Source organism: Rhodococcus sp. PSi06, from assembly GCF_054960675.1.
Genome location: NZ_JBHNYO010000002.1, coordinates 239,174 through 265,976, shown reverse-complemented (window position 1 = coordinate 265,976; position 26,803 = coordinate 239,174). Strand labels below are relative to the sequence as shown.

At 64.5% G+C, this 26,803-nt stretch carries 27 protein-coding genes; 9 read left to right on the top strand and 18 right to left on the bottom strand.

Translation table 11 applies throughout. The annotated features are described in order from the left end of the window. Positions 1–132 precede the first annotated feature (132 nt). Positions 133–1,116 (top strand): tripartite tricarboxylate transporter substrate binding protein, encoded by a 984-nt coding sequence (locus tag ACFI9K_RS03680; protein ID WP_462662286.1) that lies wholly within the window; start codon positions 133–135, stop codon positions 1,114–1,116. A 40-nt stretch (positions 1,117–1,156) separates the two neighbouring features. On the opposite strand, the gene ACFI9K_RS03675 is transcribed toward ACFI9K_RS03680, so the two are convergent. The 3 genes from ACFI9K_RS03675 to ACFI9K_RS03665 all read right to left on the bottom strand — a co-directional run bounded on the left by ACFI9K_RS03675 (position 1,157) and on the right by ACFI9K_RS03665 (position 4,529). Next, entirely contained in the window at positions 1,157–2,644 is a 1,488-nt protein-coding gene (locus ACFI9K_RS03675) for an FAD-dependent oxidoreductase (RefSeq protein ID WP_462662285.1), read from the bottom strand. Between the two features lie 94 nt (positions 2,645–2,738). Next, positions 2,739–3,689: an alpha/beta hydrolase gene (locus ACFI9K_RS03670; RefSeq protein ID WP_462662284.1), complete on the bottom strand. Its 951-nt coding sequence runs from the start codon at positions 3,687–3,689 to the stop codon at positions 2,739–2,741. 45 nt (positions 3,690–3,734) lie between these two features. Continuing rightward, on the bottom strand, positions 3,735–4,529 hold the full coding sequence (locus ACFI9K_RS03665) for an SDR family NAD(P)-dependent oxidoreductase (protein ID WP_462662455.1): 795 nt from the start codon (positions 4,527–4,529) through the stop codon (positions 3,735–3,737). Positions 4,530–4,607: 78 nt separating this feature from the next. Between ACFI9K_RS03665 and ACFI9K_RS03660 the strand changes: the two genes are divergently transcribed. Further along, the gene (locus ACFI9K_RS03660) at positions 4,608–5,174 is read left to right on the top strand and encodes a TetR/AcrR family transcriptional regulator (protein WP_462662283.1); all 567 of its coding nucleotides are present in this window, start codon (positions 4,608–4,610) and stop codon (positions 5,172–5,174) included. Between the two features lie 51 nt (positions 5,175–5,225). Here ACFI9K_RS03660 and ACFI9K_RS03655 read toward each other — a convergent pair whose 3' ends face one another. The 7 genes from ACFI9K_RS03655 to ACFI9K_RS03625 all read right to left on the bottom strand — a co-directional run bounded on the left by ACFI9K_RS03655 (position 5,226) and on the right by ACFI9K_RS03625 (position 10,095). Then, entirely contained in the window at positions 5,226–5,972 is a 747-nt protein-coding gene (locus ACFI9K_RS03655; RefSeq protein WP_462662282.1) for a hypothetical protein, read from the bottom strand. Positions 5,973–6,075: 103 nt separating this feature from the next. Beyond that, entirely contained in the window at positions 6,076–6,231 is a 156-nt protein-coding gene (locus ACFI9K_RS03650) for a hypothetical protein (protein WP_462662281.1), read from the bottom strand. A gap of 97 nt (positions 6,232–6,328) precedes the next feature. Next, entirely contained in the window at positions 6,329–6,979 is a 651-nt protein-coding gene (locus ACFI9K_RS03645; RefSeq protein ID WP_462662280.1) for a DUF4232 domain-containing protein, read from the bottom strand. A 36-nt stretch (positions 6,980–7,015) separates the two neighbouring features. Then, positions 7,016–7,453, bottom strand: a complete 438-nt coding sequence (locus ACFI9K_RS03640) for a hypothetical protein (RefSeq protein ID WP_462662279.1) — start codon at positions 7,451–7,453, stop codon at positions 7,016–7,018. A gap of 153 nt (positions 7,454–7,606) precedes the next feature. Continuing rightward, complete coding sequence (locus tag ACFI9K_RS03635) at positions 7,607–8,167, bottom strand: TetR/AcrR family transcriptional regulator (RefSeq protein WP_462662278.1); 561 nt, start codon at positions 8,165–8,167, stop codon at positions 7,607–7,609. Continuing rightward, positions 8,164–9,450 carry a competence/damage-inducible protein A gene (locus ACFI9K_RS03630; protein WP_462662277.1) on the bottom strand — a complete coding sequence of 429 codons (1,287 nt, stop codon included), beginning with the start codon at positions 9,448–9,450 and terminating at the stop codon, positions 8,164–8,166. The genes ACFI9K_RS03635 and ACFI9K_RS03630 overlap by 4 nt, the downstream gene beginning before the upstream one ends. Before the next feature lie 42 nt (positions 9,451–9,492). Then, positions 9,493–10,095 (bottom strand): helix-turn-helix domain-containing protein, encoded by a 603-nt coding sequence (locus ACFI9K_RS03625; RefSeq protein ID WP_462662276.1) that lies wholly within the window; start codon positions 10,093–10,095, stop codon positions 9,493–9,495. Positions 10,096–10,196: 101 nt separating this feature from the next. Between ACFI9K_RS03625 and ACFI9K_RS03620 the strand changes: the two genes are divergently transcribed. From ACFI9K_RS03620 to ACFI9K_RS03590, 7 genes are all read left to right on the top strand, one after another. After that, entirely contained in the window at positions 10,197–11,462 is a 1,266-nt protein-coding gene (locus ACFI9K_RS03620; protein WP_462662275.1) for an MFS transporter, read from the top strand. A gap of 48 nt (positions 11,463–11,510) precedes the next feature. After that, a complete protein-coding gene (locus tag ACFI9K_RS03615) occupies positions 11,511–11,687 on the top strand; it encodes a hypothetical protein (protein ID WP_462662274.1) in 177 nt (58 codons plus the stop codon). An 11-nt stretch (positions 11,688–11,698) separates the two neighbouring features. After that, positions 11,699–12,358 carry a response regulator transcription factor gene (locus ACFI9K_RS03610; RefSeq protein ID WP_462662273.1) on the top strand — a complete coding sequence of 220 codons (660 nt, stop codon included), beginning with the start codon at positions 11,699–11,701 and terminating at the stop codon, positions 12,356–12,358. A 1-nt stretch (position 12,359) separates the two neighbouring features. Next, positions 12,360–13,787: a sensor histidine kinase gene (locus tag ACFI9K_RS03605; protein WP_462662272.1), complete on the top strand. Its 1,428-nt coding sequence runs from the start codon at positions 12,360–12,362 to the stop codon at positions 13,785–13,787. A 123-nt stretch (positions 13,788–13,910) separates the two neighbouring features. After that, positions 13,911–15,275: an MFS transporter gene (locus ACFI9K_RS03600; protein WP_462662271.1), complete on the top strand. Its 1,365-nt coding sequence runs from the start codon at positions 13,911–13,913 to the stop codon at positions 15,273–15,275. A gap of 25 nt (positions 15,276–15,300) precedes the next feature. After that, positions 15,301–16,239 carry a TAXI family TRAP transporter solute-binding subunit gene (locus tag ACFI9K_RS03595; RefSeq protein WP_462662270.1) on the top strand — a complete coding sequence of 313 codons (939 nt, stop codon included), beginning with the start codon at positions 15,301–15,303 and terminating at the stop codon, positions 16,237–16,239. Positions 16,240–16,325: 86 nt separating this feature from the next. Beyond that, a complete protein-coding gene (locus ACFI9K_RS03590; RefSeq protein ID WP_462662269.1) occupies positions 16,326–17,018 on the top strand; it encodes a ZIP family metal transporter in 693 nt (230 codons plus the stop codon). A gap of 31 nt (positions 17,019–17,049) precedes the next feature. Here the strand turns inward: ACFI9K_RS03590 and araA are convergent, their stop codons facing one another. Genes araA through ACFI9K_RS03550 form a run of 8 tightly spaced genes read right to left on the bottom strand, consistent with a single transcriptional unit; the run spans position 17,050 to position 26,722 of the window. Continuing rightward, the gene (araA, locus tag ACFI9K_RS03585; RefSeq protein ID WP_462662268.1) at positions 17,050–18,534 is read right to left on the bottom strand and encodes an L-arabinose isomerase; all 1,485 of its coding nucleotides are present in this window, start codon (positions 18,532–18,534) and stop codon (positions 17,050–17,052) included. A gap of 42 nt (positions 18,535–18,576) precedes the next feature. Then, positions 18,577–19,254, bottom strand: coding sequence for an L-ribulose-5-phosphate 4-epimerase (locus ACFI9K_RS03580; protein WP_222092685.1), 678 nt, complete (start codon positions 19,252–19,254; stop codon positions 18,577–18,579). Next, a complete protein-coding gene (araB, locus tag ACFI9K_RS03575; protein ID WP_462662267.1) occupies positions 19,251–20,924 on the bottom strand; it encodes a ribulokinase in 1,674 nt (557 codons plus the stop codon). Before araB ends, ACFI9K_RS03580 begins: the two co-directional genes overlap by 4 nt. Then, entirely contained in the window at positions 20,914–21,975 is a 1,062-nt protein-coding gene (locus tag ACFI9K_RS03570) for a LacI family DNA-binding transcriptional regulator (protein WP_462662266.1), read from the bottom strand. The genes araB and ACFI9K_RS03570 overlap by 11 nt, the downstream gene beginning before the upstream one ends. Continuing rightward, positions 21,972–23,003 carry a galactofuranose ABC transporter, permease protein YjfF gene (gene yjfF / locus ACFI9K_RS03565; protein WP_462662265.1) on the bottom strand — a complete coding sequence of 344 codons (1,032 nt, stop codon included), beginning with the start codon at positions 23,001–23,003 and terminating at the stop codon, positions 21,972–21,974. The genes ACFI9K_RS03570 and yjfF overlap by 4 nt, the downstream gene beginning before the upstream one ends. Beyond that, the gene (locus tag ACFI9K_RS03560; protein ID WP_462662264.1) at positions 23,000–24,064 is read right to left on the bottom strand and encodes an ABC transporter permease; all 1,065 of its coding nucleotides are present in this window, start codon (positions 24,062–24,064) and stop codon (positions 23,000–23,002) included. The genes yjfF and ACFI9K_RS03560 overlap by 4 nt, the downstream gene beginning before the upstream one ends. After that, positions 24,061–25,710 carry a sugar ABC transporter ATP-binding protein gene (locus ACFI9K_RS03555; protein WP_462662263.1) on the bottom strand — a complete coding sequence of 550 codons (1,650 nt, stop codon included), beginning with the start codon at positions 25,708–25,710 and terminating at the stop codon, positions 24,061–24,063. Before ACFI9K_RS03555 ends, ACFI9K_RS03560 begins: the two co-directional genes overlap by 4 nt. Before the next feature lie 10 nt (positions 25,711–25,720). Next, on the bottom strand, positions 25,721–26,722 hold the full coding sequence (locus ACFI9K_RS03550) for an ABC transporter substrate-binding protein (RefSeq protein WP_283317087.1): 1,002 nt from the start codon (positions 26,720–26,722) through the stop codon (positions 25,721–25,723). Positions 26,723–26,803 lie beyond the last annotated feature (81 nt).

Here is a 26,803-nt window from a genome sequence, read left to right as displayed (position 1 = left end):
GGTCGATGTGCTTCGTAATGGGACGCCGCGTCCTAGAGTTGGGCCGGAGCCCGCGAGACCGGCCGAGTGAGCGCCGGAAACAGTGGACAGCAGCCGAATCCGATCACGTCGACCCAGGAGTCGTATCACTCGATGAACAAATCCGTATTCGGCGTGATGATCGCTGCCGCACTGTTGCTGACCGGATGTACCGATTCGGGATCCGAGGCCGATGCCCCGTCCACGTCTGAATCGGTGCCCTATCCCGACGGCCCGGTGACGATGACGGCCGGAGCAGATCCTGGCAGTGGCTTCGACCTCACCATCCGGTCGGTGGTCGACGCCCTCCAGAAGGAAAAAATCGTCGAAACAGCTCTCCCCGTGCAGAATCGACCCGGTGGTAGCGGAGTCGACTATCTTGCCACGATGGTCGACGAGCACCGCGGCGCGAGCGATCAGCTTGCGGTGACGTCGCTGTCGATGATGGTGAATCAGGTCAGCGGAGTGTCCGAATACGGCTACGACGACGTCACGATGATTGCCTGCCTGATGAGCGAGTACTACGTCGTCGTGACGCGTCCGGGTGGTCCTTTCGCCGACCTCCGCGCAGTTCTCGCGGCGATAGCGTCGGATCCATCGAATGTGGTGGTGGGCGCGGCCTACGACGACGAGTTGCCCTTCGGCCTCCTGGTCTCGGCGGCCGGCGGTGACCCGTCCGCGATCCGCTACGTCACCCAGGAAGGTGGCCGCGCTCAGAGCGCGGCACTTCTGGGCGGCGAGATCGACGTGGCCATCGGCGGCGTCAGCGAATTCGTCGACGAACTGTCGGCCGAAAACCTCACGGGGATCGGTGTTCTCGCCGATGACAGGATCCCCGGTCTCGAGGTTCCGACGACGAAGGAGCTGGGATTGGATGTGACACTGGCCAATTGGCGGGGACTCTACGGGCCACCGGACATGCCTGTCGAGGCCGTGGAGTTTTGGCAGAAGGCGCTGGGCACGATGGTGGAGACACCCACCTGGAAGCAGATCGCGGAGCGCAGCAAGTTCACGACGACCTTCATGATCGGCGACGAGTTCGATGCATTCCTCGCGGATACTCAGAAGGATGTGGAAACCGGACTGGCTCCACGCTGATCGAATCCTGCGGTGTCTCCCGGCTCCTGCAGGCCGGCGGTCAAGGATGTGGTGTCAGACCCGATGTGACGGGACCTTCCAGTACGGAGCCGTCGGCTGCGAAGCGAGAACCGTGCAACGGGCAGTCCCACGACTTTTCGGCGTCGTTCCAGGCCACGATGCCGCCGAGGTGCGGGCACACCGCTGACACGCGGTGGGTGACGCCGTCGACGGTGCAGACAGCCTTGGGTGTGATGCCGGGCTCCACGTGACCTTGCCACTCGGCGAGTGGGGTCTTCGTGCCCCGGGTGACCGGTTTCGCCCATCCTTTGGCCATGTTCAGTCCGACGTTCACATTGATACGGATCGCGTCGACGATTCCGGTGAGCTGGCGAACATTCCAACTGTCGTACGCGCCGGCCCAGTCGGCTCGACCGCCGAATGCTCGTTGTGCGAGGACAAGCGCCGATGCGGCGGCGTTGGTCATTCCCCATTTGTCGTAGCCGGTAGCGACCCAGATGCGGTCGTCACCGGGCAGAAGTGGTCCGGCGTAGGGCAACGCGTCGATCGATCCGTAGTCCTGCGCGGACCACCTGTGTTGCCGTCGAGCTCCGGGGAAGTATGTCGCGGTCCATTCGTCGAGGTCGTTCACCTGAGCCTGCGGAGAGGACTCGCGGCCGACGACGTGGTCGTTGCCGCCGACGAGCAGTAGATCGCCGTTCGGCGTCGGCGCGTACCGAATCGATCGGCTGGGGGAGTCGGCCGAAAGGTACATCCCGCGGGGGACGTCGCCATCGATCTCGTACGCGGCGGCATAGGAACGCATCGGTTCCATTCGCGCGAAGAAGGCACCTCGGTCGAGAATGGGTGTTCCGGTAGCCAACACGATCCGCGATCCGCGGAGTGAACCCTGCTCCGTCTCGACCTCGACGTGGCGGATTCTCCGTCTCACCCCCAGAGCCCGAATCCCTTCGGTGATGTCGGCTCCTGCACTCGAGGCATCCTCGGCGAGGGCGATGACGGCGTCCATCGGATCGAACTGGGCTTGGTCCGGTACGGACACCGCACCGGCGACCTCGAAGGGGAGTTCGGTGTCGGTGCCGTACGACGCGTTCAGCCCGGCACCGAGTGCGACGCGCAGTTCGTCGCGAACGGCGGTGAGACCGGACTTGGTCGTGGCGTAGGTGTACGCCGTTTCGCGTTGGACGGCGATATCTCGCTGTGCGCAGTATTCGAGCAGCCATTGCTGCCCGGCAGTATTGCCGTGCACGTACCGACGCACCTGCTGCTGCGAGTGTTTCGACGCTATCGACGACAGTTTCGTATCCTGCAGAACACTGATCTTGGCCGTCGTATTGCCGGTTGTCACAGCACCGATGCTGCGTGCTTCGAGCACCGCGACGCGGTCGCCGGCTCGCGCGAACAGCAACGCGGTGATCAAGCCGGTGAGTCCGGCACCGATGACGACGGTGTCGTATGTCCGTGCGAAATCGATCGCGCGGTAGGGCCGGTGGGCGGGTCGGTCGAGCCAAAGCGAGTTGGGCGGCATACGAACGAGTTCCCGCCTTCTTCGTCGCGAAACCCGGATGGAGCAGAAGGGTGCCGTGCCGTTCGCGCGACACAGAGCCTCGGCGGCGGCGCGGTCAGGCGGTGTGGACCGCCCGAGCCAGCAGGGGCACATTATCGGCGAGAAAGGCCAGTTGGTCTCGGATCACCGAGGAGAACAGTGGTTCCACGTACGGGTCGAAATGACCGCCCACGTAGGTTCGGACCGTGGCTCCGCGAACTTTCGCCGCGGCGCGTTGGGCGACGGACGCCGGGGTCACCGAATCCTCGGACGCGATCTGCACCAGAGTAGGGCAGCTGATCCTAGCCATCGTTCTACCGGGGGAGTAGCGCCAGATCTTCAGAAGTATCCGTGCAGCAACGGTTTCGGGGTAATCGCCGTCGGACAGTCCGGACTCGAGAACGAGACGGTCACGCCCCTTCATTGCATCGGGCGTGACCATCACAGCGCGTGAGCCGGGCAGTCCGATGCTGTCGACATAGCGAGGCGATCGTCCCAGGACAGCACGGATGCTGTCGGAGACGGCGGCCGGTGCCAACCGCACGGCTTGTCTCCATCCGGTCGCGCGGACGGCAGCAATGCCGTCGATGTGGGGCACCTGGGCGATGACCGCGGCAAATCCAATGCCGCTGCCCGCCAGGGTCAATACGTGGCCACCGGCAAAAGATGTCCCCCACGCGACAATCCGGTTTTCGTCGACGCCGTCCAGTGAGCGTGCGAAGTCAACAGCGTTTCTCCAGTCGGCGAGCTGCGCGTTCACGTCCAGCAGCTGGCGCGGTTCGCCCTCGCTGTCGCCGAAGAATCGGTAGTCGAAGACGCACACCACGTAACCGGCCGCGACGAAACGCTCCGCGTAGGCGTACAGGCGCATGGCTCGGGGACTGCCGAACCCGTGGGCCATGACAATGACCGGCAGCGCGTCGGAGGCCGGGCTGCGTGGCCGAAAGACCGTAGCAGCGCAGCGAACTCCGATCGAGTCGAATGACGTCTCGGTACGGGTGAAACCGGTGTGGTCGTCGGCGATCATGCGATTGTTCCTCTGTTCGGCAAAGACCGTATGAATTGAAATTCGTTACTTGAAGGGATTGAACGTTCTGCCGAGGTAGTACCCGATACGAGTTGGAATCGGCTTGGCCGCAACAGCAGTCACTTTGTTGACCAGTCCGGGCACGCACACCGGTGTGCCGTTCTCGACCGCGCGCCATCCTTCGCGAACGACGTCCTCGGGGTTCTGCCACAGCATCGCCGGAAGTTTCGAAACCGCAGCTTCCCTGGTCCCCATGACGTCGTGGAACTCGCTGTGGGTGAAACCCGGGCAGAGAGCTGTCACATGGATACCGTGCGGACGTAGCTCCATGTCGAGTGATTGCGACATGTCCAGTACGTAGGACTTGATGCCGGTGTACAGCAGGCTGGCCGCGGGTGGAAGCAGAGCCGCCAACGACGAGAGATTGACGATGCGGCCGTATCCTCGCTCTTTCATGCCGGGCACCGTGAGGTGAGCAAGTTCGGTCACTGCGGTGACCATCACCTGTATCTCCGCGGCCAGCGATTCGAAGGGTGCGTCCGCGAACGTCGAATTTCCCGACATCCCTGCGTTGTTGATCAGAATGTCGATGTCCAGACCCAGGGAACTCGTGCGTTCCATGATCGCGCGTGGTGCCTGTCTGTCGGCCAGGTCTGCCGCCACCACGTCGCACCGCACTCGGTGCCGGGTGGCGAGCTCGTCTGCCAGGGCAGTCAAGCGATCCTCGCGCCGGGCAACGAGAACGAGGTCGTGTCCTTCGGCGGCGAGGTGGCGGGCGAAGGCAGCGCCGATTCCCGCCGATGCGCCGGTGATCAGGGCTGTACGTCCGGTATTCGACATCTGCCAGTTCTCCTTCTCTTGAACGGTCATCAAGAACGGTAGCAGTGTCTTGAATGGCATTCAAGATAAACTGAGCCCATGCCCAGGAATCGCGGACTGCACGACAGGGAGAGCAAGCGCGACGACATCGTCGCGGCCGCCCGTGAGATGTTCGTGTCCGACGGTTTCGATCGTGCATCGATCAGCCGATTGGCGAAAGCCGTCGGAATCACCCCGAACACGGTGTACTGGTACTTCGACGACAAGGACGACATCCTGGTCGCGGTACTGACCGCCATTGCAGCCGAGGATGCGGCGGATTACCGGACTGTCGCGGATCGACCGCTGGCCGAGCGTCTGATCTGGCTGGTGGAGCGGCTGCACAGGGTTGGCCCTCTGGTGTCGACGGTGCACGACCGTGTTGCCTCGTCAGCAGCAATTGCAGAATGGCACAACGGTTTCCACCACTTCGCCGAATCGTTGTTCGTCGCCGACATCGAGAAGGCAGGCCTGTACGGATCCGAGGCCGATGCCATGCTGCGCATCGGGACGTTCGTCGTGGAGGGACTGCTCACGCACACTCCATCGCCGGAGGTCGCACGGGCCGTGATCGATCGGCTGGTCGACTCCATATCGCCGGCCTCGGGTACGGGTGCCGATCGATGATGTCGGGCGTCACGACGTCCCCGAACGTCGGTCGTCACTTACTGTCGTCACTTACTGTCGGCCACTTCGTACGAACAGGCTGTCACCCATTGCTTCGTCGACGGCGAGGATCGTGACGTCGATATCGGAGTCCTCGGCCGGGTCGTCGGTGGTCGGTCCGACGTAGACACAGATCCCGGTCTGGACATCGAGTCTGACGGTGACCGGCGGCCCCGGGACCCAGCGATCGATCTCGAAGTCGAAGTGCCCACTGAGCAGTGGACAACATTCGCACCGAGCGTCGTAGTCTTCGGTGGTGCGCACTGTTGCCTCCCAGGCGCGGCGACCACCATGCTCGACGACCGTCACCCCGGATATTTCGGTGCTCATCACCGTGGACGAACGATCGTGCGCCGAACGCGTGAGCTCGATGGGATTGAGCATCGCGGTCCACTGATAGTTTTCGTAGAACGGATCGTCCCAGTCCACCAGCCACGAATCGGTTGCCGCCGGCAGCTCGGACACCAGCCCTTCTTCGTCCAGTACCGGAGTCGTATCCGACGGCCACCTCGCACTCGGCTGGGGGCCGTCCCCGTTCGAGTACACGGTCATCGTTCCCGCGAAAGGGGCTTCTGCGCAGATCGATTCGACGATCTTGCCGGCACTCGTTTCCACTCGCAGGGACCCGGGACGGCGAATCCATGCGTGTATCGGCGACGTATGACGAGCGGGCACGAACTCGAACTCGACGGTTGTCCAACGCCACGGCGACGACTGTGCCAAGCGGCGAAACTGCAGGGCGGACGGGGATGCGATCACAGCGATGATCTTCTCAGCAGCGTCCAGTGAATTTCGGTGTGTTCACCGTCCGAGGACGACGTCCACGTCTTTCAGTGGACGTCGATCTCACCGGTTCGACGGATCAGCTCTTCGAATCCTCTTCTGTCGGCGGGTGCGGCACATTCTCCTCGTCCACGTGAGCACCCTCGACTGCGTCGGCCTCGGAGGTGTGTTCCCGGGGGCCGTCGTTACTGCCGTGGGACGGAACGGCTTCGCTGGCATCGCTCGGCATCGTCATGGAATCTCCTGTGGGTCGAGGCGGAGGGTCGCCTGTGGATGGACCTTGTGGGAGTGCCCCGCCGACCGCAGAACTACACCCGGTCGGCGTTTCGGTATCAGTCGACGGGTCCGGTGAACGCACCGATGTAACTTGCGGGACGCGTGGCACCGTCTTGGCGCTGCACGCCGACGGTGGCGGGGAAGGGAAGTGTCATCACCGTGGTATCCCCGGGAGCGGTGGTCAGGAAAGTGGTGGGAGTCCATGCCCGCCCGTCGTTCTTGTCGATTGTGCCGAGGGTCAGGTCGGCCACTGCGGCCGCGCCGGGTGCGAGGGTGATGGTGGTCGACGGGGTGATGTCGCTGCGCGCCAGGTCGTACTGCGGCCCCAGGCCGTCGACGTCGGGGCCTTGCAGCGTTGCTCCGGGGAAACCGGTGACGGTGCACGGCACGGACCCGGAGTTGGTGTAGCGCAAAGGAACCTTGATCTGAACATCGCTCGGCAAGATGTCCCCGAGAGCGGGCGTGATGTCCGCCGCGGTGCAGGGCGCGTTCACGCTGTCGACCGCACTGCTCGGGTTGTCTTCGCCCGTCGACTCTCCACTGCCTGTCGTACCTCCATCGGCGGGCGCGCCCGAGACGGACTGTTGCGCAGCCGATGTCGGCGCAGTCGACGCGGCCTCGGACGGTCCCGTCTCCGCGGTGGTACATCCGGTCAGCGCGATCAGGCCGATCGTTCCGAGGACTGAAACCGTTCCGATTCTGTTCACTGGTGCCTCCTGCTGCTCGGCATATCCGATCGCCTCTCAGGGAATCTGGACCGTACCCGTCGTCCTGTCGGTAGTGTGTGGCCCGTTGGTGGTGAGCGTGTACTCGACGGCTCCGTGTCCCGAAAAGGTCTTCAGGCCGTAGTTCACCAGTCCGCTGGTGACCGGGATGTCGTCCGAACCTGTTCTACCGGTGGCCAGTTCCTTCCAGCTGAGCGTGGCCGAGAGGTTGCACGGGCCGATGCCGAGGTACTGCACGTCCGGTCCGACGATCACGTAGCTGTTCGCTTCTGCACCGGGTTGGACCGACACGTCGATCTTGGCGGCACAGAACCCCGCCTGAGGCAGGCTGTACGTCTCGAGAGTCAGCTGTGCCGGAAGCGGAGCGGCCGATGCGGTACCGACGGCAACCGAGGTTGCCGCCGCTGCAGTCAGTGCCAGAATGGTCGAGACTCGTCGAACAACGTTGTGCACCATATGAACTCCTTGGCGAGTTGTGTCCCCGTCGAACAACGGGAGATGGGTGGTGAAACCACAGACCCTTACTTCGCCTAACGATAGCATCAAAACTGAATCTTGCAAGGTTTAGTGATTGGGCAGGGGATATCGGCCCGGTGTGAAGACGGGGCGCTACCGGTCCAGACCGAGCAGCAGGGTGGTGAACCTACGCATGCGCCCCGCCACGTCGATGCTCGGATCTGCGATCCACTGCAATTGCAATCCCTCGGCGAGTGCGGCGAGGGATTCGACGGCGTCGATATCGGCATCGGGTGCGAGGCGAGCGATCACGGCGACGACAGCGGCGCGGTGCTCCGCCATGAACGCGTGCGCGGGGTGGGCGGGATCTGCTGCCGCAGCGGACATGTCGACGAACAACTTCGTCAATCCGGGAGTCCTGGTCGTCTCGGCCAGGTAGGCATTCTGGCCGTCGGCAGTACCGAGATCGTGCAACGACGCAGCGGCCTCGTCGCGGCGACGAAGAATCGCGACGAACAGTTCGTCCTTCGACCCGAAGTGGTGCAGTACGCCCGCTTCGGTCACCCCGGCCGCGTCGGCGATGTCTCGTAGGCGCGGACCGAGCCTGTCGCTCGTCGCGTAGGCCTTCAGCGCGGCTTCCAGGATGGCCGATCTGCGGGCGACTCCTTTGGGAGATCGTCGGCGAGCCGCTACCGGATCAGTGCCATCGGTCATCGGTCCGGGGTCAACGCGTCGGCGAGCATGTGCATCGCCGCGGTGGTGGACAGCGCGCGCACACTGGCCCGATCACCCGGGAGGAGGAGAGTGCGGGCGACCGTGGGTCGATCGGCGACGGCAATCGCGAAGCAGACCGTACCTACCGGTTTGAGTTCGGTGCCACCTCCTGGGCCGGCGATCCCGCTGGTGGATACCGCGATGTCGACGCCCAGTCGGTTCAAGGCTCCTTCTGCCATCAGGGCCGCAACCGTCTCGCTGACGGCACCGTGCTGCTCGATGGTGTCGGCGGGAACGTCGAGTAGGCCCGTCTTCGCCTCGTTGGCGTAGGACACGACGCCGCCGATGACGTAAGCCGACGACCCGGCTCGATCGGTGAGGCGGGCAGCTATCATGCCCCCGGTGCACGATTCTGCGGTGGCAATCCTTCTGCCGGACAACCGTTCGGCCACTATGTCGTCGATGGTGGTGCCGTCGGTCGAAAAAACGTGTGCGCCGTGATGTTCGTCAACGAGATCGAGAAGGGCGGAGTACGCAGGTGCCGCCGCTTCCGCGTAGCGAGTCACCATCTCCAGCTCGCCGAGACTCAAGCACGTGGTGATCTCGAGGTCCTCGAACCCGGAGATCTCCACCGCTGCCGTCCGCAACGTGGCAGCGAGGTCTGCCTCGGACAGCCGGTAGCCGCGGATGGTGCTCTGACGGATCTGCGCGCGTCGTGTGAGGACCTGGGCCACGGGAGCGCTGGCCAGTGCCTCCGGCCACATCGCCTGCAATTCGCGAGGCGGGCCGGGCAGGACGAGAATCGCAGGAAGCATCCCGGAGTCGGTGGCAGGTATCGCCACGCCGGGGGCAGTGCCGGTCGGCGAAATGGACTGTGCGCCTTGTGGAACCATCGCCTGCTTGCGAATTCCCGCCCGTAGCGGTTCGGAGTCCACGGCCGAGCTCATCCGGCTTCGCCAGCGCTCGACGATCTCGGTGATTCGTTCCTCGAGTTGGACGTCGAGGCTCAGCTCGCGGCCGTACAGCGCGGCGACGGTCGCTACGGTGAGATCGTCCGCGGTCGGACCAAGGCCGCCGGTGGTGACGATCAGGTCGACGCGTTGATCGGCGAGGAATCGTAGTTGTGCCGTCAGATCCTCGGGTCGGTCGCCGCAGACGGTGATGTGTGCGACGTCGACGCCGAGTTCCAGAAGTTGTCGGGCAACCCATGGGCCGTTTCGGTCGGTGACCCGGCCGGCCAGAACCTCGGTTCCCGTGACCACCACACCCGCTCGCACAGTCATCCTCCGACCTTACTGGCCGGGACCTCGACCGGGATCGCCGTATCAGGCCAGTGGGGCACGCGAGGTGGTGGAGACCAGGAGCACGCGCGCGGGTTCGTCACCGAGTGCTCGGACGGAGTGGGCGGTGAGCGAGGGGAAATGCAGCGCATCCCCGGTGTCGAGCGTGAGCTGGTCTGTCCCGATAATGACCTCCACCGGACCACCCAGAATGTAGAGCCATTCTTCACCGGAGTGCTTGGCGGTAGGCGCTTGCGACGCCGGTGGGATGGTCAGCAGGACGGCGTCGATACCGGGATAGTTCCCCGACAGCGGAGTCATGGCACCGTCGACCGACTGGCGAGGGGCGTGTTCGTCGGCGCGCACGAGATGGAACGCATGGGTCGGTTCCTCCGCGACGAGTTCGCTCAGGGTCACCTCGAATACTCGGGCGAGTTCGATCAACGTACCCACCGACGTCCGGCGAGCGCCGGATTCGATACGGGAGAGCTGCGTGGCGGACAAGCCGACTCTGTGCCCGAGGACGGCGAGGGTCATTCCGTGTTCCCGGCGCAGGCGTGCAATCCTGCGTCCGATCCAGTTGTCGTCACTCGGATGGCCGGGCATGGCGATGATCGTACCCATGACGGTGCCATGAATATTGCCCATGAGGTCATAATCTTGCCCAAGAGGTTGAATTGTCGGGCCGCGACTGCGATGGTCGACCTCGGTCGATCACAATCTCTGGGACGGGAGCATCGGTGACCCCTATGGACTCGCCACGACAGCCGGACACCTCGCCCGCTGCGCCCGGCCGAACGACGCTGTCCGCCGTCGGGCCGGGTATTGCTGTGTTCGCGATCGTCTTGCTGGCCTTCGATCTGCGTCTGGTGTTCGGGAGCGCGTCGGCAGTCCTCACCGAGATCCGCCAGGCCTACGACCTCGGTTCCGGTTCGGCTGCGTTGCTGACCACCGGCCCGGTTCTGTGCCTGGGTGTGTTCGCCGTCGCCGCCACTCGCGCAGTACGGCGATGGTCGGTACCCGCCGTGCTGGTGGGGTGCCTGTTGCTGGTGGTCGTCGGGACAGCACTGCGGGGCGTGCCCTGGTGGTCGGTACTCGTCTTCGGAACTCTGCTGGCCGGAATGGGTATCGCGGTTGCCAACGTTCTCGGTCCGGTACTGATTCGCCTACTCTTTCCGCATCGAATCGGGCTGATGACGGGCTTGTTCACCGCATTGGTCAGTGCCAGTGCGGGCATTGCCTCCGGCGCCACCGTCCCGCTCGATGCTGCCGTCTTCCACGATTGGCACACGACCCTCGCAGCCTGGGCAATTCCGTCCGCCCTTGCCGTGGTGGCCATGGCGGTACTCGCACGTCGTTATCGCCGCGTGGACCGCACGACGACCATGTCGGCCCCATCCGCGCCGCAGTGGCAGGCCGCTGTTCTGCGATCACCAGTTGCCTGGGCCGTCACCGGATTCATGGGACTGCAGTCGTTGCTGGCGTATTCGATGATTGCGTGGCTTCCCACGATGTACCGCGACCGCGGACTGGCCCCCGAGAGTGCGGGACTACTGCTGACTGCGCTGTCGGTGTCGAGCATCGCCACGGCGCTCACCGTCCCCATCCTCGCCGCCCGGCTCCGTCGCCAGAGCGTTCTGGCGATGGCTGTTGTCGCCCTGTCCGTTGCCGGACTCATCGGTGTACTCGGCGGCAATGTCGAATGGGCGATCGTATGGGCGATCCTCCTCGGATTCGGTCAGGGTGGCCAACTTTCGCTCGCTCTGACGGTGATGAATCTGCGCGCCCCCGACACATCGACGGCGACGAGCCTGTCCGCCATGGCGCAATCGATCGGCTACGTCGTTGCCGCAGCGGGACCCGTGGCGGCGGGTGCGATCCACAGTTCGACCGGCTCGTGGACGGCACCTGTTCTCGCTCTGCTCGCGGTCACGATTGCGCTTGCTCTGTGCGGATGGGTCGCCGGGCGAGATGCGCCGGTGAGGACGGTCGACAACGGATCGGTCCTCGAGTAGGACCCCCACCGCCAGGTGGAACGGTCCGAACGCTCGAGGAGGCGCCAGATGGACGGTGTCCTGCGTGCATCGGGCGGCGAGGCCGAGGGGATCGATCCGCAGCCGGCCATTGCCGACCTGTCGACGCTGGCCGCGGAATCCGAGGTGAACACCGATCTGGGTCGTACTTCCGATCGATTGATTTTCGCCGCGGCCCGCAGCGCCCGCCGCCCACTCGTGGCCTAATCTCGGGGTCGATGCGAATAGCGGTGGTGGAGGACGACGACGGAGTCGGTGACGCGTTGGTGGACGCGCTCACCGAGGTGGGCCATGACCCTGTCCGGATGCGCCGCGGCGCAGACCTGTTGCTCGGCTATCACGATATGAACGCAGTGCTGCTCGATCTCGGCTTGCCCGACATGGACGGCCTCGAGGCCCTTCGTAAGCTGCGAACCCTGAGTTCGGTTCCCGTGGTGGTGCTCACCGCTCGGGACGACGAGCGATCGGTGGTGCGGGCTCTGCGCGGCGGTGCGGACGACTACGTCGTCAAGCCCGCGCGGCTGGGGGAGTTGCAGGCGCGGCTGGAGGTGGCGGTGCGGCGACGTCGCGTGGCGGGTGATGTCTCTGCGAATCGCCTCGAGCTTGGCGATGTCGTCGTCGATCTGGTCGGTCGCAGTGTCGAAGTCGAGGGACGAGATGTCGGTCTGACCACCAAGGAGTTCGATCTGCTCGCGCATCTGGCGAGGCGACGAGGTGAAGCTGTCAGCCGCGAACAGTTGATGGATGCCATCTGGGGCGATGCTTATGTGGCAATTTCTCGATCTCTCGATGTGCACATGACAGCGTTGCGCGCCAAGCTCGGTCGGCCGGGGGCCATCGCCACGATCCGCGGCTTTGGCTACCGCTGGGACGGCTGACGTGCGACGTCGAGTTCTCGTGGTGTTGATGATCTATTCCATCGTCGTCGTTCTCGCGCTGTCGGTGCCCCTGGGATTGTTGCTGGCGCGCGAGCGTGCTCAGCGGTTCGGCGAGAATCGAGTCGCTGCGGCAACCTATTTCGCCCAACTGAGCTCGAGAGAGGACGAGTCCGGCGATCCGCGAATTCGAGAATCGGTGCAGCGCTACAACAGTCTGTACGGCGAGGGAATCGTCATCGTCGACCGCTCCGGAGACATACGTGCGGAGTCGGGTCTCGATGCGGCACGGCCCGACGTGCAGCAAGCGGTCGCTGGTGCCTTGCGTAACCAACGCGGCCGTCTTCCGTCGAGCCTGACGCCGTGGTCGCCGTCGTCGGTCCTGGTGGCTGTTCCTGTCGGTGGGGGAACTCAGGTCGACGGTGCCGTGGTGCTCGCGGCCTCCACCGACGCGGCGCGTCGGGACGTCGCCATCGGTTGGGCCGTCATCGCCGTCGGTGCGATCCTCATCTTGGTCACCGTGGCGGTGATCGCCGGTGCGTTGTCGCGGTGGGTCGTTCGTCCGTTGACGGCGTTGTCGACGCGCGTCCGATCGTTCGGCAGCGCTTTCCACGATCGTGCATCTCCGGACGATGCGCCACGTGTGGAGAAGGACAACGGTGTCGGCCCACCCGAGGTCAGGGCGCTCTCGCGTGCGTTCGACGCAATGGCCGAGGACGTGGAGAACGCGACGGCTGCTCAGCGTCGACTGGTGGCCGACACCGCTCATGCGTTGCGTAACCCGTTGGCAGCACTGAGAATTCGACTGGATGTGTTGGGGATGCGAGTACCCGATGCGGTCACCGAGGTGCACCGGCGCACGGCACTCGAGGTCGATCGGCTCGATGCCGTTGTCGAGGACCTGCTCGTGCTCGCTGCGGCGGAGACCCCGACCGAACGGCAGGACACCGAATGCGACGTGCTGTTCGTGCTCACCGACAGGATCCAATTCTGGTCGAGCGCAATGACTGTCGCCGGCCTGAGCGTCCACCTCGCGAAAGCCGATCCAGGATTCGACCCAGGAGTCGACGACCGCGCCGCGGTACCGGAGGACGATCTGGTGCGCATGCTGGACGCCGTGTTGAGCAACGCGACCAAGTACGCCGGTGCCGACGCGGACGTCGACATCGATTGTCGAGCGGTGGACGATCACGTAGCCGTGTCGATCGCCGACACCGGGCCGGGTGTGCCCACCGATGAACTACCGCTGCTCGTGGATCGGTTCTATCGAGCCTCGAGCGCGCACGGAGTCGGATCGGGGCTCGGTCTCGCGATCGTTGCGGCCCTGCTGGACCGAGTGGGTGGACGACTCGAGGTGGAGGCCCGCCGACCGTCCGGTCTCATCGTTCGATTGCTGCTCCCGCGTGCAGATGGAAACGGGTCGCTGTCCTAAGGGAATGTTAGGAATTGAGAAACGGCTTGGTTCTGGCTGTGCCGGGGGTCACAGTAGAGGGACTTCGGTTGCCGATCTGCGTTCGGTGACCCATCCGAGAGCTATCCGTGGAAGGACCTGCCCATGGCCAACGAGGCCACCTCGACCGCTGGTTCGTCTCGCCCGACACCGCCGGTCTCGTCTCCCGCCGCGACCCGCCGCGCCGTCTACAACACCCTGCGTGGATCGTCGGGCAACCTCGTCGAGTGGTACGACGTGTACGTCTACACCGTCTTCGCGACCTACTTCGAGAATCAGTTCTTCGATTCGGCGGACAAGAATTCGACCATCTACGTCTACGGAATCTTCGCGGTCACCTTCCTGATGCGTCCGGTCGGATCATGGTTCTTCGGACGCTACGCAGACCGCAACGGTCGTCGTGCGGCGTTGACATTCAGCGTCTCGCTGATGGCAGCCTGCTCGATGGTCATTGCGTTCACCCCCGGCCGAGAGAGCATCGGCGTGTGGGCCGCGGTCATCCTGATCCTCTGCCGTCTGGTCCAGGGCTTCGCCACCGGCGGTGAGTACGGAGCGTCGGCGACGTACATGTCCGAGGCCGCCACTCGCGAGCGTCGCGGATTCTTCTCCTCGTTCCAATACGTCACTCTGATCGGCGGCCACGTCCTTGCACAGGTCACGCTGCTGCTCATGCAGGTCTTCTTCGAGCGGGCGCAGATCGAGGACTTCGGTTGGCGGATAGCGTTCTTCATCGGTGGCGTCGCAGCGGTGGTCGTCTTCTGGCTGCGCCGCAGCATGGACGAGTCGTTGACGAAGGACCAGCTCGAGGCCGTGCGCAGCGGTGCAGATCGATCGTCGGGCTCACTGAAGGAACTGGTCGGAAAACACTGGCGCGCACTGGTGATCTGCTTCCTGGTGACCGCAGGCGGCACCATCGCGTTCTACACGTACAGCGTCAACGCACCCGCGATGATCAAGACGGCGTACGAGGACCGCGGAATGACGGGAACGTGGATCAACCTGTTCGGTCTGATCTTCCTGATGCTGCTTCAGCCCATCGGCGGGTTGATCAGCGACAAAGTGGGACGCAAGCCCCTGCTGGTCTTCTTCGGTGTCGGCGGCGTTCTCTACACCTACGTGCTCATCACGTACCTGCCGTCGGCGACGTCGGTGGTGCAGTCGCTGGCGTTGGTGTGCGTGGGTTACGTCATCCTCACCGGATACACCTCGATCAACGCGATCGTCAAAGCCGAGTTGTTCCCCTCGCACATCCGCGCACTGGGCGTCGGGCTCGGGTACGCCCTGGCGAACTCCGCCTTCGGTGGCACAGCGCCGTTGATCTACCAGGCCGCGAAGAACGGCGGGCACGTCGGTTGGTTCATTCTGTACGTCACCGTCGTCATCGGAGTCTCGCTCCTGGTGTACATCTTCGTTCTGCGGAACAAGACCGAGACCGTCCTCGACCGAGAGCAGGGCAAGGCTTTCGTGTGACCGGAGACGACTTACAGTGAGTGGCATGCTCCGGCCTGCAGCGGTGTTCTCTCGAAGAACGGCGCTGCGGGCCGGTGCCGTGTCGGTGGCCGCGGCCGCCATGGGAGCCTGTGCTTCGGATCCGCCGATGCGACTACGCCTGGCGGCGGGTGAGGTGGGCGGCTTCTTCTGGGAGTTCTCCGGCCTGCTCTCCGACGCGGCGGCCGGACTGTCGGAGGTCGAGGTCGTGCCGCTCACGACGTCCGGATCCCTCGACAACCTCGACGCGTTGGTCTCGGGCCGTGCCGAGTTGGCGATGACGTTGATCGACGCCGCGTACAGCCACCGCGAGACGGACCTGGCCGCGGTCGGATGCGTCTACGAGAACTACTTCCAGGTGGCTGTGCGCGCAGATTCACCCATCCTGTCGGCCAGTGACCTGAGAGGGCGGCGAGTGAGCACCGGTGCGCCCGGGTCGGGTGCAACGGTGGTGTCGGAGCGCATCCTCGACGCGGCCGGTATCTCCGGTCCGGACGCACTACGCGAAGTGCAACTGTCGATGAGTTCGGCGGCGACTGCGTTGTCCGACAACGAGATCGATGCGGTGATGTGGGCCGGTGGATTGCCGACGCCGGCTTTCGCCGACCCTCGCACCGAGATCCGGTTGCTCGATCTGGGGGCTCTCGTCCCGCACCTGCGTCGTAGTTTCGGTACCGCGTACGAGGCGGTGCCGGTTCCGGCCGACGTGTACGGCCGGCACCCGGAGGTGACGACCGTCGGAATCCCGAACCTGCTGTTGGCCCATCCCTCGGTGCCGAACCAGGTGGTGGCCGCGTTGGTGGGAGTGCTGCTCGACCGGTCGTCGGCTCTGGTCCCAGGGCAGGCGATCGGCAGCCAATTTCTCGACGCACGTTCGCTGGTCATGACAGGCGGCATTCCACTTCATCCAGGGGCGGAAGAGGAATATCGCGCTCGCCACGGTTGACCGGCCGAGGCCGGTTTGTACCTCGCCGGCTCCGGTCATCCACAGTGGATGACGGAGCACGTCTCGTTCGACCGAGTGAGGCAGGTATGAACGCCTTCGGAGCAGCACTGTACGGCGTCGGAACAGCCCTGCCGTTGGTGATCGGGGCTGCTGTCGGCCTGCGCTGGTCACTGCCGAAACGAGTGCTCGCGGCCATGATGGCGTTCGGCGCGGGCACGATGATCGCGGCCGTGTCCTCGGAATTGTTCGAGCCCGCCTTCACCCAGTCCGGCATCGTCATCGCCGGTGCGGCGCTGTTCGCGGGTGCCGGGGTGTACGTGGTCGCGAACCATCTCATCGAGAATCGGCTCGGACCGGCGGCGATCGGGTGGGCGTTGATGCTCGGCACCGTACTCGACGGGATACCGGAGAACACCGCATTGGGTGTGTCGCTGACCAGCGGCGGCGGCCTCGTACTTCTGGTCGCTGTGGCCGTCGGCAACGTTCCCGAGGCGGTCGGCGGCGCGGCACTGATGCGAGATCAACACAACTTCGGCCGCGCCCGCGCCCTCGGGTTGTGGAGTGTGACTGCGGTTGTCCTGGTCCTGGTGACCGTCGCAGGATTCCTGCTCTCGGACGTCATACCTGCCACCGGGATTTCGGCAGTGCAGGCGTTCGCCGGCGGTGCGACCCTGGCGGTACTGGCAGATTCCTTGATGCCCGAGGCGTACCGAGACGGCGGCTGGTGGGTCGGAATGGCCACCGCCGCAGGTTTTCTCGTGGCTTTCGCCCTGGGCTGACCGCCGCGGCCGTAGCCGCGGCGGCCCGGGCTCACAACCTCGCTGCGAGGCGGTGGTACGCCGCATTCCATCGAAGAGTCTGCTGGAAGCCACGCGTGGTGGTACCGGAATCGATAGCCAGCAGCTCGACGCCGATCATGTCCGAGAATGCCTCCAGCACAGGCAGGCCGATGGCCGTGCTCAGCACCGTGTGGTGCGGCGCTCCGGCCGTCAACCACGATTCGGCCGACACCGACAGCGAGGGCTGTGGTTCCCAGACAGCGCACGCCACGGGCAGTTGCGGCAGTGCCTCGTCGGGTTCGACCACATCGATCACGTTGGCCGTCAGACGGAATCGCTCGCCGACGTCGGACAATCCCACGACGACGCCGTGTCCCGGATCGGCGGTGAATCGCAGCCGCACCGGGTCCTCACGGCCGCCGATCGACAGTGGATGGATCTCCAGTGTGGGACGCGAAGTCGTGATGGACGGGCACACCTCGAGCATGTGTGCGCCGAGGATCTTCTCTTCACCGGGGACGAGGTGGTAGGTGTAGTCCTCCATGAACGACGTGCCGCCGTCCAGCCCCTCGGCCATGACCTTCATGCCGCGCAACAACATCGACGTCTTCCAGTCGCCCTCGCCGCCGAAGCCGTAGCCGTCGGCCATCAGTCGCTGAACCGCCAGCCCCGGCAATTGACGCAGCCCGCCGAGGTCCTCGAAGTTGGTGGTGAAGGCCTTGAATCCGCCGTCGGTGAGGAACGTGCGCATTCCCGCTTCGACGCGTGCGCCGTATCGGAGTGAGTCGTGGCGGTCTCCGTCCTTGTCCAGGCTGGGTGCAATGTCGTAGAGCGACCGATACTCGTCGACCAGTTCCGAGACTGCCGACTCGCTGACGCTGTCGACGACGTCCACCAGATCGTTGACGCCGTACGTATTCACGGAAACGCCGAAGCGCAGCTGCGCCTCGACCTTGTCGCCCTCGGTGACCGCGACGTCACGCATGTTGTCGCCGAAGCGGGCCAAGCGTAGTGATCGCAACTCGGCGCGCCCCAACGCCGCACGTGCCCACTCTTCCGCGCGCCTACGGACCGACGGATTGTCGACGTGGCCTGCGATCGTGGTTCGCAGTACGCCGACCCTGGACTCGATGTGCCCGAATTCGCGATCACCGTGCGCAGCCTGGTTCAGGTTCATGAACTCCATGTCGATCGTGGACCACGGCAGCGACATTCCTGCCTGCGTGTGCAGGTGCAGCAGTGGAACATCCAGCGCGTTCAGGCCCGCAATCCACATCTTGGCCGGTGAGAAGGTATGCATCCAGGTGACGACGCCGATGCAGTCGTCGGCGGCGTTGGCCTCGCGCATGCACTGCAGGATGGAGGACGCATCGAGCAGCACCGGCTTCCAGACGACCGTTACCGGAAGTGCACTGTCGAGTTTGTCAGCAATCTCGCGTGATTGGACTGCGACCTGCTCGAGCGTTTCGGGGCCGTAGAGGCCTTGGCTGCCGGTGAGAAACCATACTTCGGACATGGAAAATGTACCTTCCGTGGAGAAAAGAATGTGGTGCGCCGATCAGCGCTGGCCGTAAACGTTCTGGTATCGGTCGTACAGTGCGTCGACCGACGAGCTCGGAATGCGAAGTGGTTGTCCCAGTTGATAAGACAGGTGGACCGATCGCGCGACGTCCTCGCACATCACCGCCGCCTTCACGGCAGATCGTGCGTTGGGTCCCACGGCGAACACTCCGTGGTTCTGCATCAGGACGGCGGGAGACCGGCTCCCGGCCAGGGTGTCGACGATGCCGCGTCCGATCGAGTCGTCGCCGATCACGGCGAACGGACCCACCGGAATGTCGCCGCCGAATTCGTCTGCGCACATCGTCGTCACGACCGGAATGGGTTCACCGCGGGCGGCCCACGCGACCGCGTAGGGCGAATGTGTGTGCACCACACCGTTGATGTGGTCGAGGTGCCGGTAGACGTATGCCTGCGCCTCGGTGTCCGAGGACGGGGCATGGTCACCTTCGACCACTCGGCCGTGCAGATCGCACACCACCATGTTGCCCGGTGTCAGGTCGTCGTAGGAGACGCCGCTCGGCTTGATGACCATCAGGTCCCGTCCGGGAACGCGGGCGGACACGTTGCCGGCCGTCCAGACGACCAGTCCGTAGCGCACCAATTCCGCATGGAGTGCGCAGACGTCCCTGCGGATCTCCTCGACGACCTCACGAACGTCGTCGACAACCGTCATTTCGCTGCCAGCTTTCTCGTCAGTGCGGCGCGTCGCAACGATCGCAGCCGGCGCATGGTGGGTACGTCCCGACCGAAGCGGTCGTGCAGTTCCAGATATATTTCGTACAGCGAGTCGTATGCCTTCGAGCGGGATTCGTCCGGCACGAATGCACCGCGGCGAACCTTGCCCATCGACTTCGACGCCACCGGCACGTCGGAATAACAGCCGGCGGCTACGGCGGCGTGGATGGCAGAACCCAATGCGGGACCCTGCTCGGAAGCGATGACGGACAACGGCATTCGCAGTACGTCCGCGTAGATCTGCATCAGCAGAGGGTTGCGGGCCAACCCTCCCGCCACCACGAATTCTTCGACGGGAACACCGCTGTCGCGGAATGTCTCGACGATGACGCGCGTGCCGAACGCAGTTGCTTCCAACAAGGCGCGGTAAGTGTCCTCGGGCCGCGTGGCGAGCGTCGATCCGATGACCAGGCCGGACAGTTCGTGATCGACCAGAATGGACCGATTTCCGCTGTGCCAGTCGAGCGCAACCAGGCCGTGTTCGCCCACATCCTGTGCAGACGCGAGCCTCGTCAGGTATTCGTGCACCGACTCGCCCGCTGCGGTGGCCGCCTCGGAGTAGGACGCGGGAACGCCGGTGCGAGTGAACCATCCGAAGATGTCGCCGACGCCACTCTGGCCGGCTTCGTACCCGTACGATCCCGCGACGATGCCGCCGTCGACGACGCCGCACATGCCGGGAACGTCGTTCAACACGGTCGAACTCATGACGTGGCAGGTGGAGGTTCCCATGATGGCAACCATGCGACCCGACTCGACTGCACCCGCTGCCGGTGCCGTGACGTGTGCGTCCACATTGCCGACCGCGACGGCGATGCCCTCGGGCAGACCCGTCCACTGCGCTGCCTCGGCGGTCAATGTGCCTGCTCGCGAACCCAAGTCGCCCAGCGGCTGATCGAGTTTGTCGGCGACGAATCCAGCGAAGCCGGGGGCGAGTTCGGTGAGGAAGTCGACGGAGGGATACTTTCCGTCCTGGTAGATGCCCTTGTAGCCGGCGGTGCACGCATTACGCACGTAGTTGCCGCACAGCTGCCAGACGATCCAGTCGGCTGCCTCGACCCACCGGTCCATGGCGTCGTAGATCTCGGCGTCTTCCTCGTGAATCTGCAGCGCTTTGGCGAATTCCCATTCCGAGGAGATCAAGCCGCCGTAGCGGGGGAGCCAGCTCTCGCCGCGACGGGCGGCCAGTTCGTTGATCCGGTCGGCCTGTGCCTGCGCCGCATGGTGCTTCCACAGTTTGACGTAGGCGTGGGGTCGGTCGACGAAGCGAGGGTCTTCGCTGAGCGGAGTGCCGTCCGCGTAGGTCGGCACCATCGTGCACGCGGTGAAGTCGGTACCGATGCCCACCACTTGCTCCGGCGCGATACCGGCGGCGGCCATGGCTGCAGGTACCGCACGTCGTAGGACGTCGCGATAGTCGTCGGGTACCTGCAGTGCCCAGGCGTCGGGCAGCGGAACGGTACCCCCGGGCAAGGTTTCCTCGAGCACAGCGTGGCGGTATTCGTGTACGGCAGATGCTATTTCGGCACCGTCGGACACGCGGACTACGACGGCACGGCCGGAGAGGGTGCCGTAGTCCACTCCTACCGTGTATCGGTCATTGGACATGCGATTCTCCTTGTTGCAGTGCAACGGTTGCGGTCGGTTTCGGTGCAGTGGTGCTCGACGATCGGACGACGAGTTCGGGTTCGATGGACGCCTCGGGCGCGGCACCGTTGCCCAGTGCCGCGCGCAGGACGTCGATTGCGCGTCTGCCCACTTCGGTGAAGTCCTGGCGGATCGTCGTCAGTGGTGGGATCAGGAATGCGGCTTCGGGTATGTCGTCGAATCCTACGACGGCGAAGTCCTCCGGCACGCGGCGGCCGCTCTCGTGGAACGCGCGCAGGAGGCCGAGGGCCATCTGGTCGTTGGCGCAGAATGCGGCGGTGACGGTGTGGTCTTCGGCGAGGCGGAGCCCGTTCTCGTAGCCGCTGCGTGCGGACCAATCGCCACGCAGGACCGGTGTCCACGGCAATCCGGCCTCGTCGAGCGCGTCCTGCCACCCTTGTTCACGCGCGCGCGATTCTGTCCATCCCTGCGGACCGGACAGATGCACGATGCGTTCGTGGCCTGCCTCGACCAGGTGTCGGGTGGCCAACCGAGCGCCGCCGATCTGATCGATGCCCACGGTCCAGGTCGAGGTGGCGGGGTCGCCTTCGACGACCACGACGGGAACGACGGACTCCTCGGATCGGGCCGCGGCCACAGCGTCGTCGGTGGCGGCGATCAAGACGATGCCCTCGACGCCTTGGTCGTGCAGGTGATGCAATGCGCCCACGAGTTCGTCGTGGGTCAGGGTCGCGAGACTGACTGCGCTGACGGAGAATCCGGCGTCCCGTGCCGCGCTCTGTACGGTGCGATGTGTGGTGCTCGGCCCCCAGAAACCGCCTTTGGAGCCGATGATACCGATCGAGGCGGAGCGCTTGGTGACCAGTGCCCTGGCTGCACGATTCGGACGATACCCGAGTTCGTCGATGGCGTTCTGGACTCGGTCGCGGGTTTCGGGACGTAAGTTGTTCTGACCGTTGATGACCCGGGAGACAGTCTGATGCGATACCCCGGCCAGTCGGGCAACATCGGTCATGACGGGTGCCTTGCCGTCCAACCCTGTGTCGGTCACCTTTTTCTCGCCGTCAGCAATCGCTGGGCCAGAACGAACACCAGCAGCAGCACTCCGATCGTGATACGCGTCCACCACGAGCTCAGGGTTCCGTCGAATGCGATGAACGTCTGTATGGCACCGAGGATCAGGACTCCCACCAATGAGCCGAGGACGTACCCGCGGCCACCGGTGAGCAGCGTTCCGCCGATCACCACCGCCGCGATGGCGTCGAGCTCCATGCCGACGGCGTTGAGGCTGTACCCCGACAGTGCGTAGAAGGAGAACAACAGGCCGGCGAGCGCCGCGCAGAATCCGCTGATCGTGTAGACGCCTACCTTGACAGCCGCCACTTTGAGTCCCATGAGAAGCGCGGAGGCTTCGTTGCCGCCGATGCCGTAGACCGAACGTCCGAAACGCGTGCAGGCCAACACGTATGCAGCGATCGCCACGGTGACCAGTGCTATCACCACGCTCCAGGTGATGGTGTAGCCGCCGGGTAGTTCGATGACCGCGAAGGCGATGGAGGAGAACGTGTCGTCGGTGATCGGAATCGATTCGACACCGATCATGTAGCACAGACCTCGGGCGAGAAACATCCCAGCGAGCGTGGCGACGAACGGTTGGATCTGTAGATAGTGGATCAGCGCACCCATGACGGTGCCGAGCACCGCACCACACAGCAACACGACGGCCATGACCAGCAGTGGTGGCCAGCCCAATTGCAGTGTGCGCGCAGCGATCATGGTCGACAGTGCGACCACGGATCCGACGGAGAGATCGATTCCGCCGGTGAGGATGACGAAGGTCATTCCCACCGCCAGGACGATGAGGAACGAGTTGTCGATCAACAGCGAGAGGAACACCTGAGGATCGGCGAAGCCGCTGTAGCGAAACTCTCCGAGTCCGAACAGGCCGACGAACAGAGCGAACGTTGCGATGACAGGGAGAAAACGAGTCGGTGGTGAGTATCGCTTCACGCGGTCCCAGGTCGAGGGCGCGGGGCCGGCAGCGGTCGTCGTGGGGGGAGCTGTCAAAAGGTCGCTCACGGTCGTACCGCCTTGGAGGAGTCGGTGCGGAACCACGTCCGCAGGGATGCGCGGGCTCGCGGTGACTGCAACAGGCAGACCACGATGATGACGACCGCTTTGAACAGGTAGTTGGCTTCGGACGGGATACCGACGTTGGTGATGGTGCGGGTGAGAGTGCCGATGAGCAAGGCACCCACGACCGTGCCGGCGATCGAGAATCGACCACCCGTCAGGGCGGTGCCGCCGATGACGACCGCGAGGATGGCGTCGAGTTCGATCCACTGGCCCAGACTGTTGGCATTGACCGAGTTGGTGTTCGCCGCGATGATCAGACCGGCCATTCCCGAGCACACTGCGGCGAACACGTAGACCGTCCAGACGATCGTGCGCGACTGGACCCCAGCCAATCTGCTTGCCTCCGGGTTGATTCCGACGGACTCGACGAGCATTCCCAGTGCAGTCCGCCGAGTCAGCAGTGCGGTCGCCGCGACCACCACGAGTGCGATGATCAGTGCCAGTGGCAATCCGAGGAGCGTGCCCGACGCGAGCTTGCTGAAAGCCGGGTTGTTGACGGTCGTGATGTTCCCGTCGGTGATCAACATGGCGAGGCCGCGGCCCGCGACCATCAGAATCAGCGTCGCGATGATGGGTTGAATGCCGAAGACCGAGACCAGAAGTCCGTTCCACAGACCGAGCAGCAGGCACGCTGCCAGCGCCCACACGACGGCCATGATCATGGTCGTCGTGGCACCCTCGTCCGGTGCCGCGACTATCCGAGTGCACGCAACGGCAGCAGCGATCACCGCGACCGCGCCGACCGAGAGGTCGATGCCGCGGGTTGCCACCACCAGTGTCATGCCCACGGCCACCAGAATGAGCGGGGCGGCGTTGCGTGCGATATCGACGACGTTTCCGAACAGGCCACCGTTCTCGATCCTGATGTCGAGGAAGTCCGGTGTGACAACGACATTGACCACGATCAGGGCGATCAACGCCAGCAGCGGCCAAAGGACGGGCTGGGAGAACGCGGCGCGTACGCGTGCCGGCGCGGTGGCCGACGGTTCCAGGGTGCGGGTCATGATGCGACATTCCTGTCGGTGGTCGATGTGGTGGCTGCGACGGGCTCGTCGGTGCGAACCCCGGCTGCGATGGTGGCGAGCACGTCACCGACCGACACACCGTCGTTGATACGTTCGTCGATCTTGCGGTGATCTCGCATGACCACGATGCGGTCACTGAGGCGCAGGATCTCTTCGAGTTCGGCGGAGATGAACACGACGGACATCCCGCGTTCGGCCAGATCGGCCACCAGAGTTTGGATCTGGGCTTTCGCGCCGATGTCGATGCCGCGTGTGGGTTCGTCCAGAATCAGCAGTTCGGGTTCGGTGATGAGCCAGCGGGCCAGGAGCACCTTCTGTTGATTGCCGCCGGACAGGTTGCGCATCAACGCGTTCGGATCGGCGGGCCTGATGTCGAGAGCGGTAATGTACTTCTCCACCAGCTTGGTGCGGGTGGAACGCGGGATGGGACGAAGCCATCCGCGCTTGGCCTGCAGCGCGAGCAGCATGTTGTCGGCCACCGTCAGATCGGCCACGACACCGTCGGCCTTGCGATCTTCGCTGGTCAGGGCGATGCGCTGATCGGCGGCCTGGCGCGGACTGCGAATGCTGCGCTTGGTCGAATGCACCTCGATCGATCCGGAGTCCGATCGATCGGCTCCACCGAGCAGTCGCGCGAGCTCGGTACGGCCGGACCCGAGCAGACCTGCGATGCCGACGACCTGTCCCGCATGCAGACGCAGATCGGTTGCTTCGAGTGCGCCCTTGCGGCCGATCCCGAGTACTTCCACGACGGGCGTTCGTTCTGCGGGGACGATCACCGGCTCGCGGCTGTCGAGTTCGCGCAAGGTGTCCAGCTCGCGCCCGATCATCAACTCGACCAACTCGAACTGCGGAGTGTCGGCGACCAGACGCTCGGAGACGAGCTTTCCGTTGCGCAGGATCGTCATTCGGTCGGAGATACGGTAGATCTGGTCGAGGAAGTGCGACACGAACACTATCGAGGTTCCGTCTTCCCGCAGCCGTTCGATGACGGAATACAGGGTCTCGACCTCGTCCTTGTCCAGACTCGAGGTCGGCTCGTCCAGTATGAGAACGCGGGCGTCGACATCGACTGCGCGAGCAATGGCGACGAGCTGCTGGACGGCGATCGGATGATCGCCGAGCACCGACGACGGCTCGATGTCGAGCCCCAACCGGTCGAGAGTCGTCCGGGCACGGCGGTTCATCGCTCGGGTGTCGATGCCGCCGATGGCACCCAACAGTTTTCCGGGAAGGCGTCGGGGCTCGCGGCCCAGGAGCATGTTCTCTGCGACCGTCAGATTCGGAAGGAGGTTGACTTCCTGGTAGACGGTGCTGATCCCTGCAGCCTGGGCCGCGCCCGGGGTGGCGAACTCGTGCACTGTGCCGTCGATCGTGACGGTGCCGCTGTCTATCGAGTAGACCCCGGTCAGTGCCTTGATCAACGTCGACTTGCCGGCGCCGTTCTCACCCATCAGAGAATGCACCTCGCCGGGGAAGAGTCGCAACGACACCCCGTCGAGGGCTCGGACGGCTCCGAAGGTGATGGAGATGTCCTTCATCTCCACCAGCGGAACCGGCACCGCAGAAGAGTCCTGCTGCGCAGTGGAATTCGGATCCGTGGTGACAACGGCGTCGGCATTCATCGGTCGACTCTCAGTACTGACGGTCGGCGAGTACTGCTGCCGCCTGATCGGGCGTGAAGGTGGTCTCCTCGGTGACGACCCTCTTGGGAACGTCCTCGCCCTTGACGACCTTGTCCGTCAGCTCCATCAGCTGCGGTCCGAGAAGGGGGTTGCACTCGACGATGAAGTCGATCTTCTTGTCCGCGAGAGCTTGCATTCCGTCCTTGACGGCGTCGACGGTGATGATCTTGATGTCTTTTCCGGGGACCAGTCCGGCGGCCTCGATGGCTTGGATTGCGCCCAGGCCCATGTCGTCGTTCTGTGCGAAGACCACGTCGATCTGGCCCCGATTGGAGTTGAGGAACGACTCCATCACCTGCTTGCCGCCGTCACGGGTGAAATCGCCGGTCTGTGACGCGGTGATCGCGATGTTGGATTGGCCGCCGATGGCGTCGCGGAATCCTTCGGCCCGGTCGATGGCTGGTGCGGCACCGGTGGTTCCCTGCAGTTCGACCACGTTGATCTTGCCGTCGCCGGTGGTGTCCGCGGTGGCGCTGTTCTGCACCAGCCAATCGCCCGCCTTCTTGCCTTCCTCCACGAAGTCGGAGCCGAGGAACGTGGCGTACAGCGAATCGTCGGTGGTGTCGACGGAGCGGTCGGTGAGGATCACCGGGATGTTCGCGCGCTTGGCTTCCTGCAGAACCGGCTCCCATCCTGTCTCGACGACGGGGCTGAACGCGATGACGTCGACCTTCTGCTGGATGTAGGTGCGGATCGCCTTGATCTGGTTCTCTTGCTTCTGCTGCGCGTCGGAGAACTTCAAGTCCACGCCGGCTGCACTGGCTGCGTCCTGGATGGAGGTGGTGTTGGCCGTGCGCCAGCCGCTCTCGGCACCGACCTGGGAAAAGCCCAGAACCGTTGCACCGTCACCGCCGCCGGATGCGTCGCCGCCGCCTCCGCTACTGCACGCGCTCAGGACGATCGCACCACTCAGGATGAGCGCGCTCGCCGCAAAAATTGTCTTCGACGCCATGGTGATCTCCTCAATGTCGCCACTCCGGTGTGACGTGTGCAACACAGTGTGAGCGTTAACATCCAGTGGAGTCAAGACGTG

Excerpts from the sequence above, each read along its gene's own strand:
- ACFI9K_RS03665 (WP_462662455.1), bottom strand. The coding sequence starts at position 4,529 with ATGTCGAATACCGGACGTACAGCCCTGATCACCGGCGCATCGGCGGGA.
- araB (WP_462662267.1), bottom strand. The coding sequence starts at position 20,924 with ATGTCCAATGACCGATACACGGTAGGAGTGGACTACGGCACCCTCTCC.
- ACFI9K_RS03640 (WP_462662279.1), bottom strand. The coding sequence starts at position 7,453 with ATGGTGCACAACGTTGTTCGACGAGTCTCGACCATTCTGGCACTGACT.
- ACFI9K_RS03610 (WP_462662273.1), top strand. The coding sequence starts at position 11,699 with ATGCGAATAGCGGTGGTGGAGGACGACGACGGAGTCGGTGACGCGTTG.
- ACFI9K_RS03660 (WP_462662283.1), top strand. The coding sequence starts at position 4,608 with ATGCCCAGGAATCGCGGACTGCACGACAGGGAGAGCAAGCGCGACGAC.
- ACFI9K_RS03555 (WP_462662263.1), bottom strand. The coding sequence starts at position 25,710 with ATGAATGCCGACGCCGTTGTCACCACGGATCCGAATTCCACTGCGCAG.
- ACFI9K_RS03600 (WP_462662271.1), top strand. The coding sequence starts at position 13,911 with ATGGCCAACGAGGCCACCTCGACCGCTGGTTCGTCTCGCCCGACACCG.
- ACFI9K_RS03620 (WP_462662275.1), top strand. The coding sequence starts at position 10,197 with ATGGACTCGCCACGACAGCCGGACACCTCGCCCGCTGCGCCCGGCCGA.
- ACFI9K_RS03670 (WP_462662284.1), bottom strand. The coding sequence starts at position 3,689 with ATGATCGCCGACGACCACACCGGTTTCACCCGTACCGAGACGTCATTC.
- ACFI9K_RS03590 (WP_462662269.1), top strand. The coding sequence starts at position 16,326 with ATGAACGCCTTCGGAGCAGCACTGTACGGCGTCGGAACAGCCCTGCCG.
- ACFI9K_RS03560 (WP_462662264.1), bottom strand. The coding sequence starts at position 24,064 with ATGACCCGCACCCTGGAACCGTCGGCCACCGCGCCGGCACGCGTACGC.
- ACFI9K_RS03580 (WP_222092685.1), bottom strand. The coding sequence starts at position 19,254 with ATGACGGTTGTCGACGACGTTCGTGAGGTCGTCGAGGAGATCCGCAGG.
- ACFI9K_RS03675 (WP_462662285.1), bottom strand. The coding sequence starts at position 2,644 with ATGCCGCCCAACTCGCTTTGGCTCGACCGACCCGCCCACCGGCCCTAC.
- ACFI9K_RS03550 (WP_283317087.1), bottom strand. The coding sequence starts at position 26,722 with ATGGCGTCGAAGACAATTTTTGCGGCGAGCGCGCTCATCCTGAGTGGT.
- ACFI9K_RS03615 (WP_462662274.1), top strand. The coding sequence starts at position 11,511 with ATGGACGGTGTCCTGCGTGCATCGGGCGGCGAGGCCGAGGGGATCGAT.
- ACFI9K_RS03635 (WP_462662278.1), bottom strand. The coding sequence starts at position 8,167 with ATGACCGATGGCACTGATCCGGTAGCGGCTCGCCGACGATCTCCCAAA.
- ACFI9K_RS03625 (WP_462662276.1), bottom strand. The coding sequence starts at position 10,095 with ATGGGCAATATTCATGGCACCGTCATGGGTACGATCATCGCCATGCCC.
- ACFI9K_RS03650 (WP_462662281.1), bottom strand. The coding sequence starts at position 6,231 with ATGACGATGCCGAGCGATGCCAGCGAAGCCGTTCCGTCCCACGGCAGT.
- ACFI9K_RS03680 (WP_462662286.1), top strand. The coding sequence starts at position 133 with ATGAACAAATCCGTATTCGGCGTGATGATCGCTGCCGCACTGTTGCTG.
- ACFI9K_RS03595 (WP_462662270.1), top strand. The coding sequence starts at position 15,301 with ATGCTCCGGCCTGCAGCGGTGTTCTCTCGAAGAACGGCGCTGCGGGCC.
- ACFI9K_RS03630 (WP_462662277.1), bottom strand. The coding sequence starts at position 9,450 with ATGACTGTGCGAGCGGGTGTGGTGGTCACGGGAACCGAGGTTCTGGCC.
- araA (WP_462662268.1), bottom strand. The coding sequence starts at position 18,534 with ATGTCCGAAGTATGGTTTCTCACCGGCAGCCAAGGCCTCTACGGCCCC.